The 20,495-nt window shown below is 22.0% G+C and carries 28 protein-coding genes; 10 read left to right on the top strand and 18 right to left on the bottom strand.

Annotated elements, in window-relative coordinates:
• Positions 1 to 7: 7 nt before the first annotated feature.
• On the bottom strand, positions 8 to 2,083 hold the full coding sequence (locus AAHM95_RS09485) for a hypothetical protein (protein WP_342274756.1): 2,076 nt from the start codon (positions 2,081 to 2,083) through the stop codon (positions 8 to 10).
• An 838-nt stretch (positions 2,084 to 2,921) separates the two neighbouring features.
• Here AAHM95_RS09485 and AAHM95_RS09490 point away from each other — a divergent pair.
• The 8 genes from AAHM95_RS09490 to AAHM95_RS09525 all read left to right on the top strand — a co-directional run bounded on the left by AAHM95_RS09490 (position 2,922) and on the right by AAHM95_RS09525 (position 6,220).
• Positions 2,922 to 3,440, top strand: a complete 519-nt coding sequence (locus AAHM95_RS09490) for a hypothetical protein (protein WP_342273781.1) — start codon at positions 2,922 to 2,924, stop codon at positions 3,438 to 3,440.
• A 134-nt stretch (positions 3,441 to 3,574) separates the two neighbouring features.
• Complete coding sequence (locus AAHM95_RS09495) at positions 3,575 to 3,730, top strand: hypothetical protein (RefSeq protein ID WP_342273782.1); 156 nt, start codon at positions 3,575 to 3,577, stop codon at positions 3,728 to 3,730.
• Between the two features lie 2 nt (positions 3,731 to 3,732).
• Positions 3,733 to 4,197, top strand: a complete 465-nt coding sequence (locus tag AAHM95_RS09500) for a hypothetical protein (RefSeq protein WP_342273783.1) — start codon at positions 3,733 to 3,735, stop codon at positions 4,195 to 4,197.
• 2 nt (positions 4,198 to 4,199) lie between these two features.
• Positions 4,200 to 4,493 carry a hypothetical protein gene (locus AAHM95_RS09505; RefSeq protein WP_342273784.1) on the top strand — a complete coding sequence of 98 codons (294 nt, stop codon included), beginning with the start codon at positions 4,200 to 4,202 and terminating at the stop codon, positions 4,491 to 4,493.
• 4 nt (positions 4,494 to 4,497) lie between these two features.
• Complete coding sequence (locus AAHM95_RS09510; RefSeq protein WP_342273785.1) at positions 4,498 to 4,656, top strand: hypothetical protein; 159 nt, start codon at positions 4,498 to 4,500, stop codon at positions 4,654 to 4,656.
• Between the two features lie 3 nt (positions 4,657 to 4,659).
• Positions 4,660 to 4,896, top strand: a complete 237-nt coding sequence (locus AAHM95_RS09515; RefSeq protein WP_339041654.1) for a hypothetical protein — start codon at positions 4,660 to 4,662, stop codon at positions 4,894 to 4,896.
• Between the two features lie 11 nt (positions 4,897 to 4,907).
• A complete protein-coding gene (locus AAHM95_RS09520) occupies positions 4,908 to 5,621 on the top strand; it encodes a hypothetical protein (protein ID WP_342274757.1) in 714 nt (237 codons plus the stop codon).
• Between the two features lie 164 nt (positions 5,622 to 5,785).
• On the top strand, positions 5,786 to 6,220 hold the full coding sequence (locus AAHM95_RS09525; protein WP_342273987.1) for a hypothetical protein: 435 nt from the start codon (positions 5,786 to 5,788) through the stop codon (positions 6,218 to 6,220).
• A gap of 2 nt (positions 6,221 to 6,222) precedes the next feature.
• On the opposite strand, the gene AAHM95_RS09530 is transcribed toward AAHM95_RS09525, so the two are convergent.
• Positions 6,223 to 7,344 (bottom strand): Mbov_0401 family ICE element transposase-like protein, encoded by a 1,122-nt coding sequence (locus tag AAHM95_RS09530; RefSeq protein ID WP_342274758.1) that lies wholly within the window; start codon positions 7,342 to 7,344, stop codon positions 6,223 to 6,225.
• Between the two features lie 295 nt (positions 7,345 to 7,639).
• Here AAHM95_RS09530 and AAHM95_RS09535 point away from each other — a divergent pair, with 295 nt between their 5' ends.
• The gene (locus AAHM95_RS09535) at positions 7,640 to 8,713 is read left to right on the top strand and encodes a hypothetical protein (RefSeq protein ID WP_342274759.1); all 1,074 of its coding nucleotides are present in this window, start codon (positions 7,640 to 7,642) and stop codon (positions 8,711 to 8,713) included.
• Between the two features lie 68 nt (positions 8,714 to 8,781).
• The gene (locus AAHM95_RS09540; RefSeq protein ID WP_342273938.1) at positions 8,782 to 8,988 is read left to right on the top strand and encodes a hypothetical protein; all 207 of its coding nucleotides are present in this window, start codon (positions 8,782 to 8,784) and stop codon (positions 8,986 to 8,988) included.
• Between the two features lie 79 nt (positions 8,989 to 9,067).
• On the opposite strand, the gene AAHM95_RS09545 is transcribed toward AAHM95_RS09540, so the two are convergent.
• The 16 genes from AAHM95_RS09545 to AAHM95_RS09620 all read right to left on the bottom strand — a co-directional run.
• Positions 9,068 to 11,101, bottom strand: a complete 2,034-nt coding sequence (locus tag AAHM95_RS09545) for a hypothetical protein (protein WP_342273937.1) — start codon at positions 11,099 to 11,101, stop codon at positions 9,068 to 9,070.
• A complete protein-coding gene (locus AAHM95_RS09550; RefSeq protein ID WP_342273936.1) occupies positions 11,049 to 12,284 on the bottom strand; it encodes a hypothetical protein in 1,236 nt (411 codons plus the stop codon). The genes AAHM95_RS09545 and AAHM95_RS09550 overlap by 53 nt, the downstream gene beginning before the upstream one ends.
• 18 nt (positions 12,285 to 12,302) lie before the next feature.
• Positions 12,303 to 12,425 carry a hypothetical protein gene (locus AAHM95_RS09555; protein ID WP_342273935.1) on the bottom strand — a complete coding sequence of 41 codons (123 nt, stop codon included), beginning with the start codon at positions 12,423 to 12,425 and terminating at the stop codon, positions 12,303 to 12,305.
• A 4-nt stretch (positions 12,426 to 12,429) separates the two neighbouring features.
• Entirely contained in the window at positions 12,430 to 14,703 is a 2,274-nt protein-coding gene (locus AAHM95_RS09560; protein WP_342273934.1) for a hypothetical protein, read from the bottom strand.
• Between the two features lie 3 nt (positions 14,704 to 14,706).
• Complete coding sequence (locus AAHM95_RS09565; protein WP_342273933.1) at positions 14,707 to 16,404, bottom strand: hypothetical protein; 1,698 nt, start codon at positions 16,402 to 16,404, stop codon at positions 14,707 to 14,709.
• A 14-nt stretch (positions 16,405 to 16,418) separates the two neighbouring features.
• Positions 16,419 to 17,600 carry a hypothetical protein gene (locus tag AAHM95_RS09570; RefSeq protein WP_342273932.1) on the bottom strand — a complete coding sequence of 394 codons (1,182 nt, stop codon included), beginning with the start codon at positions 17,598 to 17,600 and terminating at the stop codon, positions 16,419 to 16,421.
• 18 nt (positions 17,601 to 17,618) lie between these two features.
• Positions 17,619 to 17,993: a hypothetical protein gene (locus AAHM95_RS09575; protein WP_342273931.1), complete on the bottom strand. Its 375-nt coding sequence runs from the start codon at positions 17,991 to 17,993 to the stop codon at positions 17,619 to 17,621.
• A gap of 17 nt (positions 17,994 to 18,010) precedes the next feature.
• Positions 18,011 to 18,196, bottom strand: a complete 186-nt coding sequence (locus tag AAHM95_RS09580) for a hypothetical protein (protein WP_281748210.1) — start codon at positions 18,194 to 18,196, stop codon at positions 18,011 to 18,013.
• A gap of 1 nt (position 18,197) precedes the next feature.
• Entirely contained in the window at positions 18,198 to 18,386 is a 189-nt protein-coding gene (locus AAHM95_RS09585) for a hypothetical protein (protein ID WP_342273930.1), read from the bottom strand.
• A gap of 41 nt (positions 18,387 to 18,427) precedes the next feature.
• On the bottom strand, positions 18,428 to 18,586 hold the full coding sequence (locus tag AAHM95_RS09590) for a hypothetical protein (RefSeq protein ID WP_342273929.1): 159 nt from the start codon (positions 18,584 to 18,586) through the stop codon (positions 18,428 to 18,430).
• A gap of 16 nt (positions 18,587 to 18,602) precedes the next feature.
• Positions 18,603 to 19,427, bottom strand: a complete 825-nt coding sequence (locus tag AAHM95_RS09595) for a hypothetical protein (RefSeq protein WP_342273928.1) — start codon at positions 19,425 to 19,427, stop codon at positions 18,603 to 18,605.
• Complete coding sequence (locus AAHM95_RS09600) at positions 19,427 to 19,612, bottom strand: hypothetical protein (protein ID WP_338987820.1); 186 nt, start codon at positions 19,610 to 19,612, stop codon at positions 19,427 to 19,429. Before AAHM95_RS09600 ends, AAHM95_RS09595 begins: the two co-directional genes overlap by 1 nt.
• 13 nt (positions 19,613 to 19,625) lie before the next feature.
• Positions 19,626 to 19,862, bottom strand: a complete 237-nt coding sequence (locus AAHM95_RS09605; RefSeq protein WP_174480108.1) for a hypothetical protein — start codon at positions 19,860 to 19,862, stop codon at positions 19,626 to 19,628.
• Positions 19,862 to 19,999: a hypothetical protein gene (locus AAHM95_RS09610; protein ID WP_342273927.1), complete on the bottom strand. Its 138-nt coding sequence runs from the start codon at positions 19,997 to 19,999 to the stop codon at positions 19,862 to 19,864. The genes AAHM95_RS09605 and AAHM95_RS09610 overlap by 1 nt, the downstream gene beginning before the upstream one ends.
• A 103-nt stretch (positions 20,000 to 20,102) precedes the next feature.
• On the bottom strand, positions 20,103 to 20,276 hold the full coding sequence (locus AAHM95_RS09615) for a hypothetical protein (protein ID WP_339046679.1): 174 nt from the start codon (positions 20,274 to 20,276) through the stop codon (positions 20,103 to 20,105).
• Between the two features lie 3 nt (positions 20,277 to 20,279).
• Positions 20,280 to 20,495 (bottom strand): hypothetical protein (locus tag AAHM95_RS09620; RefSeq protein ID WP_342274760.1); only part of this gene is annotated, 216 nt, incomplete at its 5' end.

Genomic DNA, 20,495 nt, shown 5'->3' on the forward strand with positions numbered 1-20,495 from the left:
AGAACAGTTATTTTGTATTAATTCAAATTTGTCTTTGTGTTAGATTGCTTTTTTTAAATTGTTGTTTTAAGTATCAATCATAAATAATAGCAATAATAGTTAAAATGAAACCAATACCAAGAAAACCAGAAATAATATAACCTAAAGTATTACCACGCGCTTCATTAATTGTTCAATTAACTGATAAATTTCTTAGATTATTAATTTCTTTTGCATTCATATTTTCTAGCTCCTTAGAAGTATAATTAAGTTTTAAAGCAGCATTTCATAATTTTATACCAGTATCAGTAGTTCAAAATTCAACAATAGGTAAATTATTACCATGATAAATAGTAAAATATTGTCAGTTGCTAATATTATTTCAATTAACAGTTTGTAGTAAATATACATTATTATTGCTTTTGGCATTTAATTTAAAAGTAGTTTTTGGTTTTAATGTTCATAAATTCATTTTATTCATAGTAGTACTATCAATAGTAATAATATTTACAAATTGGATAGTATTATCATAGTTAAAATTAATTGTAAAACCGTCATTAGTATTAGTGCTATTAATATCATATAAATTATTATTTACTATTCCAACATATTTAATATTAGTATTAGTACTATTATCTAGTGTTGGCAAAATATTTTGATTATATATTAATACATGGTAAGTTATTATTTCATCTTCAAATTTAATATTAATTTCATAATTACTATTAATAATAGTCGTAATACTATTATTAATATTTGGTAATAATGGTTGATTATCATTAATAGTAATATCTTTTAGCTCATCATTAGTTACATTTAAAATTAAACTATTATTACTAATTCAATTATTAGTACGATTAACTGCAGTGAGTTTATCTTTATCAATATATGAATTAATAAAATTAGTCAATTGTTCATCTTTAGTTTTAGTAAATTTAATAGTATTAATTCGACTTCAATTGTTATTTTTACTATCACTTAGTAATAATTTACTTGTATTATTATTAATAAAACTAAGATTATCATTTATTCTTTGGAAATTGGCACAATAACCAATTTTAGTAAAAGTACCTAATTCATTTACAAAATAGCCAATTTCTTGTTCATCAATAAAAACACCTAAACCATCATGAAGTAAAATGAAATTATTCATATAATGTTCATTAATTTTTGTAAGTTTAATATCATTACTATCAGTAATGCTTAAATGATAAGGTTGTCCAAAAAATTTGGAGCTATTTTTGAGATTTACGTTTAAAATTCCTTGATTGTTACCAGTCTTGCTAAAAAAAACAGTAGTAGTACTAAACAGTGGTTCCTTATTAATAATTAATGGTTTTGTTGTAGCATTACCATTATCATCTATTGTTAAATAAAATAATTGCCCATTAACATCACGAATAATGCCACCATTATCATTAATGGCAACAAAAGAATTTAATAGTATTGGATTAGGAACATTAATATTAATTGGTTTGATATTACCATCAACTTTTAGAATATAAGAATTTTGATCACCACCAACAAAAACGCCAAAAGTAGCATTTATAGTAGTAAAACTAGTTTTACCTTTTCCATAATGATAGGGAGTAACTAAGTTAGTTACTTTTCCGTCTGTATTAATTAAGTCAGCACCAATATCGGTACTAACGATATTATTACCAAAGTTAGTAAAAGTATGATTTGGAGTTTCAATGGCAGTAGCATCATCACTAATACCATTTTTAGTCATTAAAAATGAATTATTAATAAAATTACTATCATCACTTTTATGAAAATTATTTAAAGTAGCAATTCCTAAGTTATCATCAAATCTAATAAAATTACTAATTTGTAAGTCTAAATTATTATATGTGCCATCCTTATTTAATAAATAAGATTGTGCTTGTGAATTTGTAAAAATACCAGCAATAGAATTAGTTGAATCATTTTCATTTCAATTATAAAAATTTCCACTTTCAAAAGCTAAGGTTAAACTTTGTTCGTTTAGGATAGTATTTTCTGATTTTATTTCTTTATGATGATAATTATTTATTTTCACTTGGCTTAAATTAGTAAAAGTGACTAGTGAAATAGTAACTAGTGTATATAAAATTTTAAACATATTATCAATTCCTTTAATATAAACTAATATTAATTATAAAGATTTTGAAGATAGTGTATAGCAAAATAATAAAAATAAGTTACAATTTATATATGATATTTTATAAATTAAGGAATGATTATAATTATGAAAAATTGGGAGCGTGTCGAAGATGTCGATAACTAAAAAGTTTTAAAAATAGCTCCTTTCTTTTTTAAATCCTTAAATTAAAAATAAATGACAAAAGATGAGAATAAAAATCTTGTCTTTTTTTTGTAATTGTAAAATTTTAAAATTTTTAATAAACCTCTTTAACGCTATTATCAACACGTGTTAGGGAACTAAAAAAGTGAACTACAACACAGTTGTTAAAAATAGTAGCTAGCATGTGGACTTGCATGAATAAATAAAAAGTGGAGTGATACCTAATAAAATATACTAACCATTAATGGTAATTCTTGGGGTGGGAGCGAATTGGAAACTAGTATATATAGACCTGTTGTAGGGACCTATTGTATTAATTCTATTCTTTATTTAACCAACCTTGCCACTCCCCAGTGAGCAAGTGTTGGTTTTATTTTTTATTTTTTTTGAAAAATTTTTTTGGGCGAGAAAATAAATTTCAAACTTGTAAAAAAAATTGAGCGGTGCCGGTTCAATTAAAATATTAATTTATTAAACATAAATTAAATAAATATTGAATCGAATGCCTCGATTTATTTTTAAAATTTCATAATTTATTTTTGAGCCCAGTTTTCATGGAATGAAAAAAACGAATAGTGTGATTATTAATAATTAAAAAATCAAAATATATGTTCTTTATGCTAGAAGCAACAGAACATATTAGGAAAGGATTATTATGCAAATAGAATTTAAAAAAGAACAAATTGTAAAAGATAAACCACAATCTATTCTTATTGATTATGGTGAATATAAATTACAATGTCCAAAATGAATGGTTAAAAATAATAGTTTTATTGCTGATGATAAATATACATATTGAGTTTTTAATTTAGAAAATATTAAAAGAGAATTAAGTGGTAATGAATTAATAAAATTATTAGAACCCTATATTAAAGACCAAAAAATAACTGTTAATCAACCAATTACTCCAAAAGAATATTATCTTAATGATATCAAACTTGAACCATTAACATTTTATGAACAGCATAATAGTTGATTTATTGGTGAAATAACAGATAACAAAACTAAAATTACTAATCCTTGTTTTAAATATAACATTACGTGAGAAGAGAACAGAAAAGATTTTAAAATAAATAATCCATATAAACATGATGATTTACCAATTAATTATATAGTTACTTCCTATAAAGAAAAATCAACTCATAATGAAAAAGTATTTTTGTTGAACATGTAAACAAAATAAATTAGATTATTTATTCTTTAATACTAAGGATATAAAAAACAAGAAAATATTTTTAAGAGATAAAAATAATAAAGCAATTTGTTATGACTGTATTTTAAATATTAGGTTAAGTAGGAGGTATAAATATGAATAAAGAAAAAATAATTAATTATCTTGAAAATGAATTTATGGAATTACTTAAAGATGATATTAGTAGTGAAATTAAAATTAATATTAGTAATTGAAAACTTAAATTAATAATGAAATTACAAGAAAAAATTAAAAATGGTGAATTTGATTAATTATGCAATATGACTTAATTATTGGAATTGACCCCGCTGGAATTGGCAACAATGGAATTGTTATTTATTCAAATGAAACTAATAATATTATTTTTAATGAAACGTTTAATACATTAACTGTTTTATGAACTAAAAATATGTATAAAGAAAAATTTCAATTAATTAAAGAAAAATTTATTAATAAAAAAATATTAGTTATTGTAGAAAATTTCTTTTTAAGTTCAAAACAATTATTAACTAATCCATTAGCAACTCCTAAAATTATTGGTGCATTAATGGTATTAGTACAAGATGTTTTCAACTGAGATTATTTCGAAAATCACCCAAAAAATAAAAATAAAATAACAGAATATAAAGGAAATATAAAATTAACAAAACATGAACAAGATGCTTATAAGCATATTCAATATTATTTAAAAAATCATAAAAAAATATTAATTTTTGATAATTATTTAAGGAAATTATAAAGATGAAAGAGAAAGTAAATTATGTCAAATTAACAGTAAAACTAAGTAACACTATTGAAGCAAAATATTATGAAAAAGGTAATAAAGAATTATATTATAGTGTTCGAGGTCAGTGAAATGGATTAAACTATGTTACTTTAATTTTTAACAACCCAAAATTTTATAGACGCTGTATTTTATTAAACAAAAATGATGAAATTATAGTAACTGGTCAAATCTTTAATACTTTAAACATTCCTAAAAATCGTGCATTTTGTTCAATTAATGTTAAATGATTTAAAAAATGAAAAGAGTAAAAAAATGATATTATGAAAAATTTTATTAATAGTACCAATATTAATAACAAGCATAACACTAATAATATTTTTAATATTTATTATTAAAGAATTAAAAAATGAATATAAAGTATTAAAAATATTAAATGAAATTGCTAATCAAATTAAAAATAAGGAGAAATAATTAATGATAATATTACCTACTTTGTTTGAAAATAAAGATGAAATTGAAATATTATCACCATTTCCAAAAGCAATTCATACAAGTAATGATATTAGAGCAATTATTTTAAGACAATATCCAAATGTTAAATCAAAACACATAATTGTTTCTGAACCAGAAAGTAATGTTGCATTAATAGTTGGTGATAATGATGTTTATCAAGGTTGAATTAAAGTAACAATTAAAAAATTAGAAAATTAAAGGAGATTAAAATGCCAAGTATAGAAAATACACAATCAAATTATACTTTAACTAAATTAATTAGAACTGGTATAAGTCCAATTTGTGCAATGATTGGTACAAGTGCTTATTATGGTCAAGTGATTGTAAATCCAGTATTAGGTTCAATTAATAGTTTATTATTTGGTAAAAAATTAGGTTTAGATATTTGAAATTTAAATCAAAGACCAAATACTAAAACTAAATTAATTAATAGTTCTAAAAAAATATTATTAGGTTTAGGAACAATTGGATTAGCAAATTATAGTAAATGAACAAAGAATAATATTACTCCAATTATTCCACCAACACCAATGCCAATAATTACTACAACTACAACTGAGGGTCCTCCATGATTACTATTAAATAAACAAGAAAATCAGTCATTAATGGATTGAGATACATATATTAGTTTAAATGCTTATGGTATATCAAATCTTATTAGTGGATTAACTGAGTTAATACCTAATAAATTTGAAACAATAAGAAAGATTTGTAATATGGCTACTGGTGGATGTTTAATATCAAGTGGTGTTGCAATGGGTATAAATAATGATTTTAATAATGCTTATGCTATACCTACAATAGTTGCTGGTGCAAATGAAATTATCCATAATTTACTACCTATGGAAACTACAAATCATATTGAAGAAATGCAAGAAACACCATTTAATGATGAAAGGGAGATTGTCAAAAATCCGGAATAAATTAATTCATAAGTCTTATTATTATGTTAGACAAGAAATAATTTGGATTTTTATGAAATTGTATTTAAATAATATAATTTTTTTAAATTTATTGCAACTAAAATACTTATAATTAAGTTTAGTAAGTGTTAAACTTATGAAATAAAATTAAGGAGAATTTAAAGATGACAATTAAAGCACTTAAAAAATTACAGTTAATAACTGTATTACTATTTATTTTTACTATTTTAATTATGACTATAGGTTTAACTCTTATAGGTTCTTGTGATTATCATTCTCATATTTATAATTTATTAACAAAAAAACATATAAATCTAGAAAAAAATGGATTTGGAATATTAAGTACAACCAGTATAATCCATATTTTAGGTTGTTCTCCGAAATTTGTATGTTCAATAACTAATTGTAATGGAAATTATTATAATTGAATTCAATTACAAATTGGAGTGATTTTTTGTCTAATTTTAGTACCAATTTTAATAATTATAATTTTATCATTAACTTTTTTCATTATTGGTTTAAAAGTAAAAATAAAAAATAATAATTTTTGAGATGCTATTCAAAATTGTGAAATAATAAGTAACTATTACATACATTAAAACTATGTTTCTAAATTTATCTTATTACATTTAAAAATAACCATTTTAATATAAATTAAAATATTATATGTTCTATTACCAAGCATTTCTTTTAAAACGTGTCAAATATTTGTTTCTGTAAAACAACCAATATTTCATTTTGCACCCTGATTTTCGATACCTTGTTTATTATTTTTAAAATACTGTTTCTTTAATTTTTTATGATTATCTAATTCTTTATATAAATAGATAATTAATTGTTCATATTGACCATTATTAATTAAATTTTTACAGTGATTATATTTTTTTAAATATTTTCCTTTATTTCCAGACATTATTCCAAGATATAATGTTCTAATTAAATGAAATTTATCTAAAACAAATTGTGCACCTAAATAATCTGCTACATCTTTAATTCATCCTGCACTATCACCACAAATAATGATTTTTGCTTGTTCAATGTTTTCATAAAAATTTTGACAATGTTCTTTAACAAATTCAGCAGTTTTTTTAACACCAATTGCTGTTTTTGTTGGTCTAATAATTGCTTTTACTCTTTTATTTTGTACTTTGTGATTAATATTATCTGTATATGTTACTATTAAACGCATAGAGTGTTTTATACCCTTACGTTTAAAATTTCAAAATTTTCGATGTCCATCATCAATTGCTACAAAAATAGGTTGATTTTTTTCTAATTTTACTTTTACTGGATTTACTTCAATTACTTTTAAATTTTTAAAAACTCTATGAACAGTACTAACACTAATACCTGCTTTTTTACAAATAGCACAAATATCATGATATCTTTTTCCATCAGCAAAATATTCAATAATAGTTTGTTCAACATCTTCACCAATTCTTTTATATTTAGGTAATTCTAGTCATTCATCAACTAAACAAACACGAACTCATTTTTGTAATTTTTCATCAAAATATTCATAAATTCTTCTTTTATAAGTTACTAATCCATACATTATTTTTCTTGTTCGATATTGATAATCAACAATCTTATATTTCTTTTTATCTCTTGTATTTTTTATTCTTCAATCTCATTTTTCTCATTTTTTTGTTATATGTTCTAAAACTAATTTATCAATTTTTGCACTTTGTTCTCTAAAATTTCATTTATAATTAAAATTCACATTTACTTCTCCTAACTATTTTAAAAAAATCTAAATTTATTGTAAATATATTTAAAAAATTAATTTACTTAATTATTATATAAATATATAAGTGTTATTTTAAATAAAATAAAAAATATTTAAAAAATCACTTTCATATTTAAAATATAATAAACAAATACAATTCAATTAATAATATAGGTATCACAAAATAAACGCCTTTAATTTAGGCGTTATTTTGCATTTAAAAGCATACTTGTAAAAATAATCAAAAATAGTACAATTTAAAAGTAAAATTAAAAAAAGGAGTAATTTAATGAATCCAGAATTTTTAAAATTAATTAAAAAAGACTTTATGTATGGTGTTGAAGAACCTTGATGTAATAACCAAGGAGTGGCAATATTACCCTATGTTTTAGAAGACAATCAATATTTTTTTTTATTATTAACTAATGAAAATAATCCATTATTTAAAGATAAAAAAATTAGTAAATATAGTAGTATCACTGGTGGACTTGAAAATTTAGACCCTTATCAAACTGTAATTAATGAGATGTTGGAGGAAACTGGAATTAATGTTAAAAATGATAAATCAAAAATTTATTATTTAGGTAAACATTATGCAAATAAATCAAGTACAAAATTATGATATTTTTTTACTATAGATTTAACAAATCTAAATTTAAATTTGAATGCAATTTACAAAGGTAAAGGTGATGGAACAAAAGCAGAAGAAGTAATCAGTGCAGAATTTGTAAATTATAAAGATTTAAACAAATCAAATGATGCTTTATGCTTAGTTAACAAAGAAAAATTTTTTTTCACTTTAAAAGAAAAGGAAGATTTAAAAGAAAAAATTGAAAATGAAGAAAAAGAAAAATTTGCTTATAATATATTTGAATTTATATTTAATGATTTTAATGATAAAAAACCTTTAAAATCATATGAATCATTTAATGCTATGACTAAAAATTGAAATAATCATGTTGATAAAAGACTTAGTTCAATTGATAAATCATGAATGATTTTTGATTCATCATCTGAAAAAGTTCAAAATTTTAAAAGAAAAGCTGAAAAAAATACAATTGAAAAAGAAATTATGAAATGAGTTGAAGAACATGATGATGAAAAATATTCCCTTGAAGAAATACAAAATGGAAAATGATGAAATGAAGTAAGCAATGAACAATGAAATGATTGAAATGATAAACTTAATTATAAAATTCAAAAAATAGATAATTCAATATCACCATTAGTCGATAAATTAAAAAAAGAAGCTGAAAATTTTGAAAATTCATTGTTTAAATATGCCATTAATAAATTAGCAGATAATTATCCTACGATTGAAAATAATTCAAATTCAAATAAAAGAATTTGAAGACCATTTTAATTATAAAAATAAAGAATAAGTTATCAAAAATTAAGAAAAAATAACAAATTAAAAAGGAGTAATTTAATATGAAAACATGAATAAAAACAAATTTTTATAAAATAACATCAATTTTAGCATTAGTTCTTGCTACAACCGGTTTAATAATTGGTTCGATAGCACAAAATAAAACTAATGGTTATCAATCATTTTTAGGACATGATTATACAGTCTACTGGGGGGGGCTGGAACAACAATATGAGAAACTAAAAATTTATATGATGAAAATAAAATAGATTTATATTTTGATATTAAGCCAAAATTTAAAGAGGATATAAAATGAAATGGTCAATATCCTGATGGATATTTTGATAATTAAATTTCTAAGTTTATGTAAGAAATGTTTTCATTATATTTATCAAATAAGTTAATATTAGTTAGATTTATTTCTTGCTTATTAGTTATTAAAATTAAATCATAGTCACCAGCACCAAATATACCACTAATTTCTAGTCGATTTAAGTTATTAATTGGATTTTTAATTTGTAATTCTAATTCATTAATATTATCAATTTGTAAAATTTCTTCATAAAATTCCAATTTTGAAAATAATTGAGATTTATTTGAACCATATAAATTTAAAGCATTCTCAATTTTATTGTTACTAATAATTGTTCTTGTAAAATATTTTCCATATTCACCATTTGCTAATGTTCAATCAGCAGGAATTAAAGAAGGTATATTATTACTTTCTAATTCATTTGTAATAGATAATCAGTTAAATTGATTATCATCTAACTTAAATAATTCATTTTGACTAATATCATTATTTTTTAATTTAATATTATTGATATCTGTAAAATCAAAATATGGAGATTTTAATATAACTTTTACGTCTTTATATTTTCAAATATCTTTATCACTAGGTTTTATTGGACTTGATTTTAATTCAAAATAATAAGGTAATAGTATTTTATTATCATCATTTAATCCTTTATTTATTGATAAAGATGAATAAATATATTTTGATAACATAATCAATACTTGTTTAAATATTTTAACTTGTGATAAATTGATGTAATTTGGATAATCTAATTCTCACTGTTTAAATAAGTTAGTAATAATTTCATCAGGTTTTTGTCCTGAAAATGTATCACGTAATATTGCCATTTTATTTGTTGGTTTACCTGTTTTTTCATCATATGTAGCACCTTCAAAATTTCTATTATAGTTATATGTGTAACTTAGCATATCTAATAATAGTTGTTGTAAACTATCATTAGTTGGTGCATCTTTAATTTCTATTTCAATGTCATCAAATTTATTATTAGTTGCAACATATTGATAAAATTGACTTTCACCTACAAAATCTCAAACTTCTTTATCCTTTAATTCTTTTTGGCTTTTTAATGGTCATTTACCACCTAAAACATTACTAAACTCATATCCTAATCAAGCATGAGTTATTCTTGCATTATTAATAACTTCTCTTCTTGTTACAGAACCACTACTAATTTTAATTAAGTCTAAAACTGATTTTTCTTGTCCTATAAATTGCTTTGCTAAATTTCAAGGTAATATTTGTTCACTAAATCATTGTTGTAGTATTCTAACTTTTGGTTGCGTTTCAATAGGCATTGATAACAGCGGAAATGCTATTTTATCTTTAACAAATAACTTTGGGTATACTTCCATATTGTCAACTTCACCAAGTACCTTTATATTGCCAAAAATCATACTTCTAGGGGCTTTAATTTTTAAGCCAATAACTTTGGTATCTTTATCTAATGGTTTTTGTAATTTAATAATTATAGGATAACCATCTCTTGTTTTAAAATCTTTAATTTTAATAATAGTAATACTTTTAGTACTTCTTGTTTTTGGATTTTGATAAGGTTGAGAATAGTTATTAATGATATATAAATTATCAATATTATTTTCAGTTAATGGTTCATTAATAGAAACTGCATATAACTTAAATTGATTTAATAAATTTATTTCTTGAAAAATTAAATTTTTAATATCAGTCATACTATATTCAATTGTATTATCATTAATATTTGTACTTGCTCTTTGATTTAATTGCATAGTAAAGTCAGATGTTTCAACAGCAGTAGTTTTTAATACTTTTTCAATATCAATAAAACCAATTTTAATAGTATTTGCTGAAAATCTTAAACTATTATTTTCATTATTTTTAAATAAACGTTCAATTTCATAAATATAAATTGTTCTTTTTTTAAATTCATCGTATGCTCTATTAATATCTGGGTCACTAGTAGCACGCATCATATTAGTAAAGTCATAAGGAATATTATCAATTAAATAATCATTTTCTATTGCTGCTTGATTAAGTTTAGTTTGTTTCTGTGGAAACTTCGTTTGTGGTTTGTTGTTTTGATTGTCCATTGTTCTCTCCTATTAATTGGTTATTTTCGGGATTAAATAATTTTAATTTAACTGTTAAGTTATTAATTTCTTGCTCATCATTAATATTAAATGTTTTACTATTTAATAAATCTTTATCAATTTTCACTAATATTTGAATAAATTTAAGAATATCAATGTTAAATTGTCATAATTTTTGTTCAATATAATTAATAGTTGAAATATTTACAGCTGTACTTTCCGGAACAGATTGTTGTGCTGATTTCTTTTGACTTGGAATATGAATACCACAACGTTTAAATATTTCATTAACATTTCAATCATATATATCAGTTAAATTTTTACCTTTAAAATTACTATTTGTCATATTGATATTTTCGTTTTGTTCATTATTATCTCCACCACTTTTAAATATGTAGTTTTTAGTAACTAGTGTTCTTACTGCTTCTTCTAATGTTGATTGAACATTACCATAAGTTTGACTAAATATAAATTTAGGTGAATTTAAAATTGTATCTAAAACAATTTGTTCATAAATAACATCTAATGCTTTAATTTTATCCATTACTTTATTACAATCTGCTAATTCATTTGCTTTATTTCGCATAATTGCTATTGGAATATAATTAATATTTAATATTTGTTCTTGTTCTAAATTAGGGTTATTAATATATGATTTAAAATCTAATGGAAATTGTTTTTTATTATCACTAATACTATAAATTGCACGATTAATAGTTATTTGTTCATTATTTAGTGTATAAACTTCAAATAATCTTACAGTTTGTGCATTTTGTTCATAACTATCATAAAAAATAGTGCATTGAATTAATTTACTAGTAATATCATAAACTCTTTGTTGTATATCAACGACTTGAAAATATAAATCATCATTAGCAATAAAAATTAAATAACCACTAATTCCTAATTTACTTAATTTAAAAATAGAATTTCAATTTTTTCTATAAAATTCTTGTTGAATTAAATATTTCGTAATAACTTCATTATTAATATCTAATGGAGCATTATATAAATTAGCGTTATTTTCTGCTACAAAATCAGTGAAATAAGTTTCATGATTAAAATCATTAAAACCAAAATAACTTAAAATAGAAGCATGTGTACTTTTACCTTTTAAAAAAGTTAATTTAGTTTTTTCTTCATTATTAGTGCTTTTATCTTTTCTTAAAAATCTACCTAACATAATATTCACCACCTTTTTTTAAAATATTTGATTAATTTTAAATACAATTTTTATAATAATAAATATAATTAAACCAGCAATAGCTGATGATAATATAACTCCTATTAAACCTAAAATAATTTTTATAATTTTTCAAATCATAATATTATTCCTGTAATTCTTCTAATTTTCATACATTACCTTTTAAATTACCTTTTCCAGTATAAATAGTAATCCATTTTGCATGTTGAACTGATAAAATTACTATATTAGCACTATCATTAAAGGTTTGTATTTGTACACCAGCAATTTTTTTATCAGTTATAATAAATTCTTGAATAGTATAAACTGGATTATATATACTTCAAGAATAATAAACTCTATAATGTTTATTCTCTTGAAAATCATAAGTAATTTGTCAATTATCTCATTTATTTTTTTCTCTTGTTCCTACATCTTTTCATTGTTGATTATTTGGAGTTGGTGTTGGATTATCTGGTAATTCAATATCTCAATAATTTTCTTCTATTTCATTAGTTTTTAAACTTCTTGAATTAATTTTTATTTTTGGTGTAACATCAACTTTAATTGTATTTTGTAATTCTTCTAATGAAAAAATATTTCCATATTTTTCATTACCACCATCTATAATTAATTTGAATTTATGTTCGTTTCCTATAACCAAATATAAATTTGCTTCTACACTATCAATTTCTCCTTTTGTAAGAAAAAATTTCTCATTAACACTACCACCTAAATAAGAACCAGTTTTAAATTCTACTGTAATTCTTGTATTTACTTGATTAAATGGTGGTTTTTCTCATATAATAATTACTCTATAATATTTATTAAAACCAAGAGTAAAATCTTCTCATGTACGATTATCAAGACTATTACCTATTACTTTTCAATTTTCTTTATCTTGTTTAGTATTTATTTTATCATCAACATATTTTTTATTTGGTATTTTATTATCATTATTCATAGTTGGTGCTTGTGAATAAATTAAACCATTAACACTTACTTCACTTAAAACATTATTAATTAAATACGTAACTTTATTTTTATCATCTTTATCATTAAAAATTTTATCTTGTAAATTATCTATTTTATCTTGTTTTTTATCTAATAAATTATTAGTTTCTATTTTTGTATAATAATCACGTTCAGTACTTTCTTCTGCTATAAATTCAGTTGGTATTCCAGTTCCTTGATATTGATATACTTCAATTTGATTAATTACATTTGTATTAAATTCTATTGTTGGAGGAGTAGGAGAAACTTCGAATAAAATTTTTTTTGTACTATAATCATAAAATAAAGTTACGCTTCTAGTAACATCTGCTACTGTTGTCATTTCTTCTCATGATATTATTTGAATGATTGATTTTGTATTATAACTTTCATTGTTATTTAATAAAAATTTTATTTCTTTTTTAAGAGTATTAACTATTTTTTTATCATTTTTATCTTGTAAATCAATTACTCAAAGAATTATAGTTCATTTATCTAAATAAAAATTATCATTATTAATTTTCTTTCATAATGGACTAGTTTCAATATTAAATCAATTATTTTTAATATCATCAATACTTTCATTAGTTTTAGTTAATTCATCATTCAATTTAGTTATATTATTTTCATTTGTAGTAATTCGTTTTTGTTGTTTAGCAGAAAAATCACAAGTTGGTGCATGCGTATAATCACCAATTTGTGGATTATTTTGTAATGCTTCGGGGGGTAATGTACCAATTTCATCAGGTCAATCTAAAATCATTGTTTCAGTTTCTTTATCATAATCAGTTGCAACATAACCTTTATTAATAAATTTACTAACAGGACCTCTATATATTTCATTTTCATTATCATCAACTAAATCATCATATAATTTAATTTGTTTTGATAATGTAAATTCTTTTTGTTGTTCGATTAATTCATCAACTTGATTTCTAGTATAAAATGCTTTTAAATCAATTTTTTCAACATCTATTTCATCATTATTATAATTTGATAATATTTGTTTTAATTCTGTTAGTCTTGCCCATATTTTCATTCTACTTGGTGCTAAATCTCAAACATTAATTGTAGGAATACTATTTGCACTAAATTGACTACCATTATTAAACTGAATAGTAGCATCAACATTAAATTCAATTGGTGTACGATTAAATACTCAATGTTCAGTGGTTACATAAACCATATCTCTTAATGTTTCTTTAATTAATTCATCTTTAAAACTATCAAAAGGAAATTTAGATAAAATAAAACCAAGATAAGCATTAATATCATTTTGAGCACGAATAGCAAAAGTTTTAAATCAATCATTAACATTTGGTCATGTTTGTATATATTGCTGTGGTGTTTCTGTAATTTTTCCAGTTAATGGATATCAGTTATTATAATTTTCTAGACTGACACCAGTTCAAAGTTTATTAATCATAATTTATCATTCCTTAAAAAATGCTTTTTTATAATGTTTAGTTTTTGTTTTAGTTTTTCTATGTGATATATGAATAATTTCTTTTTGTAATTTTTTCTTACCTTTTTCTGCAACTTGACTATATGCAAATTTTTCTAAATGATGTAATAATCCAGTACCAAATAAAGTATTAACTGAAAACTTTAAACCAACATTTTTAAATGATTTGTTAATATTTTCAATAGGATTATTAATAACATTTACTACTTTATGATAAGTTCTTATTATTCTAAATATTTCTCTATATACTTTAAAACTATCTCTAATTACTTGTTGTAAAACTGGTGGAGCAAATGCTATTGCTTTTAATCATTTATTTTGATTAACTCCATAACCAATGTATCAACCACTATATCAACGATATCAATGGAATGGATGTATTTGAGTAACAAAAGTTTCTGCTTTAAGAATACTATCAATAACTGTAATTGGTTTATACTTAGGATTACGATGATAAATAGTAATTGCACATTTATCTAATGATAAAGGTTGAATTTTACAACCCATAAATACTGGGGAATTTAATGGAATTAATTGTGCATGTTTAATTGCTCTTTTTTCTGCACTAGTAAATAAATCAGTTGCTTTTTCTTTTAATTTATTAATTTTTTCAAATGCTTGTTTTTCTAACTTTTCAAATTTTTCTTGTAATTTATATATACTTTCTCTTATTTTTTCAAAATATGGTGTATCTTTTCAAAATTTATTTAAACCTTTTTTTAAATAAAATCTAATATCAAAATATTTAAAACTTTGATTTGCTTTTAAAACAAGTTGATGAATAACATTATTTTTAAAATTAAATTTAATAACATTTGCACGAATTTTTTGTAAATCCAAAATTAAAGATTTACCATATCTATTCTCTGCATGTATTGTATGAACTAAATTTAATCAATCATGTTGGTTCATTTTTAATACTTCTTTTAATTCAGTATTATATTTTTTTAAAAAGTTATTTGCTTTTTCAATATCTTTGATTTTAAATTTAGGAGTTAATTGTGGACTTAATTTTATTAATGTATTTTGTAATAATAAATAATCTTTTAACTCTTTGGTTTCTAACTTTTTAAAATTATTTTTAAATTGTCTTTCAGCAACATATCCTAAATTTTGTATTATTGTTTCACGATTAGGAGCAAAACTATAATTGAATAAATAACGTTTATTACCAATAATTTTATCTGTTAAAATTTCTTTACCACTTACTTGACTAATAATTTCTTGTAAATTTTTTGCTTCTTTAATTCCAATTTGTTCTAATGTTTTAGTTTTTTGTGCTAACTTAATAAATTTAGTAGTACGATAACCACGACTAATTTTATTAATTCCAGCAAATGCAGGTAATATATTAAAAAAAGTATTTAATGGTGTTACATTTCCTTTTAAATAATCATAAACTTGATTAATAGTAAAATCAGTTAAAAACTCTATACCAACAGCACTAATACTAGCAATTAAATCACTTGCACCTAATCCAAGTGCTATACTTTCACTTAATCCACCAGTAAAAGGAGCAAGTGCTACTGCTATAACTTGTACACCAATCATTTCTAAAATTTCTCATCAAAAACTTTTATTTTCTTGTTGGTTACTTGTTCTAGTATGTTTTGGTTTATTTATGTTTAAAAGTATTGCTGTACTAGTTGTACCAATTGGCATGATATTAATTTCCTTTATTTAAGAGTTATTTTAATTGGATTTGTTGAACCTTTATAATTTAAATCATTAACATTTGAAGAAATAACTATGTATAAGTCACCCGCTTTTTGTTTTTGATTACTTACATTAGTTTTTCCTTGTGCATCACTAAAATATTTAATAGTTGGATTTGTTAAATTAGGATTTAATGATTTAAGTTCATTAGTACTTTTTATTTGTGTATTTAATTCACTATTATTGTTATTAACATTTGCAGTAATATCAGTTGTTAAAATTGTAATTTTAGTTTTTAAATCAGTTTTATCACTATTAATAATTCCACATAACATTCAGCGTGAAGTTGTTTCTTCATCTGTTATATAGGGTATTGATTCACCAGTTACTTCTCCCCCAACTAAATATCTTCTCCCAACTTTACCATCATTAATATCTTGAACATATACAACTGTATTTTGTAACATATATCTTTTCATTGCTCTTGGTGTTGCTAAAACAAAAGACATAATTTTAGTTTCATTATTATCAGTAAAAGTCATATAATCATCCATTACAATTTGACATAGTACACCTTTGATATATAAATTTGTTCCATTTAATCTTAATTGTTGTGCTATTTGGTTATCAGTAATTAAACCTTTATTATCTGCTAAATAAACTAAACTATCATATAAATTATTAGTAATAAAAAATTGACAATTATTACTATTTCTTAATTGAAATAAAGTATTTCAAGCAGATAGCATTGATTTTAAATATCCTACTGGTGTTTTATCAGTAATATCTAATTTAGTTGCATATTTTGCAATTACATTTGTATCATTATTTGCTAAATAATCTGCTAAATCATTAGCAACTTCATATTGCATTGTATTTAACAAATTTTGTCCATTTTCTGCATTTAAATCAACATTAGCAATTATTTCACCTGCAACTGCTTCTTGTTTAATTTCTTTTAAAATTTTAATAGTTTCAGCGTAACTAACATCTAATCCTTTGCTTTTATCATTTCATTTTAGTACTTTAATTTCTGAATTTTTTGGTTTTTTAACTATAAATTCAATTTTTGTAGAATTAACCATTTCAATAGGAAAAAAACTTGCCCATGGTGAATTTGATTGTTTATAAAATTCTATAAACTCAGGTGCTTCTACTAATTTTTCGGTATTATCTAAATTTTGATTGAATGGTACTGACATTTTTTTATTTCCTTTCTGTTATAAATTATTTTTCTTTTTATAATCCAATAATGTACTTTTTATTGAATTTTGTTGATTTGTTATTATTGTTTGTTGTTTACCACCTGTATTAATTATTTCTTTAAATACCGGTTGTTCTTTAATCATTTTTTTAATAGTTTCTTCAATTTTTGAATTTTCTAAATTATTAGTTTTAAATTTTAAATAATCATAAAATTCAGTTTTAACTTGATATTTTTTAAATATATTAATCATTTCTTTTTCTTTAATTTCTTGATTAAGTTTATTTAACTTATTTTCTGCTTCATTAACTTTATTTTCTTTTTCTTGTTGAGCATTATTTTCAGTTAAAGGTTCAGTTGTTTGTTGAACATTATTTTCATTTTCTAACATTTAACATTCTCCTAATCTTATCCCAATAATCAATCTTTAACTAATTGTGGCATTTCACTTATTAATTTTTTATAATCATTAACTGCATTTTCTAATGTATCAATATCAGAAAATTTAAAGCAATTATCAATATGTAAATCAAAATCTCTATCAATACTAATATCTTGTTTTCTATATTTTTCATTAAATTCAATTTTTGTCATATTATTTTTCTCCTTTATTAATCTTTTCATTTAATTTTGCTAATTTTTTTTGATGTTTTATAATTTTGTTATTTGCTCTAACATGTTTTGGAGTTGTGATAAATCTTTTTAATAAAACAATAATTTCTCTGCAAATTAATGTTCCAACACTTGTTCCAATAATAATTAATTCATGTATAAATTCTTTCATTTCAATATTTTCCTTTCAATTATTTATTTTTTTATTTTTAATTATTCATCAAATTGACCACCATTAATTCTTTCAATCATTGATTTTGAATTACTTATAATGTTTACTAATAAGGCAATTTCTTTATTTAATTGTTCCATTCTCTCTTTATATGTATGAATTTCATTATTATAATATTCAAGTAATTTTTCTTTATTCATAAATTATTCACCTCCTTTATAAACTCATGTGATTATAATCTCAATTTAATGAAGCATTATCGTGATTTAATGCTACTTCGCTCATATTATCACTACCATATTGACTAGTTGTTTCACTATTAATTGTGAATCTATTATCATTTACTAATCTTGCAGTTTCATCATTAAATGATGTTTCTTGCATTTCTTCATTATGATGTGTAGTTTCAATAGGTAGTAAATTATGAATAATTTCACTAGCACCTGCAACAATAGTAGGAATTGCATAAGCATTATTAAAATCATTATTAATACCCATAGCAACACCACTTGATATTAAACATCCACCAGTTGCCATATTTGCTATTTTACGAATAGTTTCAAATCTATTAGGAATTAATTCAGTTAATCCACTAATAAGATTTGATATACCATAAGCATTTAAACTAATATATGTATCTCAATCCATTAATGACTGATGTTCTTGTTTATTTAATAATAATCATGGAGGACCTTCTGTTGTAGTTGTAGTAGTTATTGGAGTTGGTGTTGTTGGAATAATAGGATTAATATTATTTTCTGTTCATTTACTATAATTTGCTAAACCAATTGTTCCTAAACCTAATAATATTTTTTTACTACTATTAATTAATTTAGTTTTAGTATTTGGTCTTTGATTTAAATTTCATACATCTAAACCTAATTTTTTACCAAATAATAATGAATTAATACTACCTAACACTGGATTACCTATTAATTGACCATAATAAGCACTTGTACCAATCATTGCACAAATAGGACTTATACCAGTTCTAATTAATTTAGTTAAAGTATAATTTGATTGTGTATTTTCATTTGACATTATTTAACTTCTCCGTTCGTATTCAATAATTTTTCTAAAACATAATGATTTTTATCAAATTCTTTAATAAGTCATTTTTTTGTTTCTATGTGATTGTTAGTAACAAGAATTAATCTTTCTATTATATAAATTAATTCTTTTTTATCTGCTCTATCAAAAATTACTTTTAAAATTTCATCTAACATAATTTAATCTCCTTTAATTTTCTAATTTTTTAATTGTTACTTTAATTCAACCTTGATAAACATCATTATCACCAACTATTAATGCAACATTACTTTCTGGGTCAGAAACAATTATGTGTTTTGATTTAACATTTGGGTATTGTCTTAAAATAATTGCTCTAATATCATTACTTGTATGAATTGCTTTGGGAAATGGTGATAATATTTCAATTTCATCTTTATTTTCAAACAAAGTAGGTAATATTATCATTAGTCAAATTCTCCATTTTCAATTTTATTAATTAAAATTTTAATAATATCAATTGAGTAATTTGTTAATTTATATCCATAATATATATTTTTTAAATGTTCAAGTAATTTTTCTTTATTAATTTCAACTTTTTTCATTATCTAATACCCTTTCTATGTTCTCTTACATGTTCAATATTTTCTTCATCACCAATCATTATTTCTCCACAAAAAACACATTTATACTTTGTTCAATATCCCATTATTTATTCTCCTTATTTTTATCTTTCTTTTCTAAATCTTTTGCAATTGAATTTAATAGATTTAAAACTTTATATTCATTTTTTAAATCTATAATTATATAAATTAAAAATATTAAAATAGTTATACTTGTTATTAATATTGGTACTATTAATAAAATTTTTCATAATATCATTTTTTACTCTTTTCATTTTTTAAATCATTTAACATTAATTGAACAAAATGCACGATTTTTTTGAATATTTAAAGTATTAAAGATTTCACCAGTTACTATAATTTCATCGTTTTTGTTTAATAAAATACAGCGTCTATAAAGTTTTGGTTTATTAAAAATTAAAGTAACATAGTTTAATCCATTTCATTGACCACGAACACTATAATATAATTCTTTATT

Source organism: Spiroplasma endosymbiont of Phycita roborella (genome assembly GCF_964031195.1).
GTDB lineage: Bacteria > Bacillota_I > Bacilli_A > Mycoplasmatales > VBWQ01 > Spiroplasma_E > Spiroplasma_E ixodetis_A.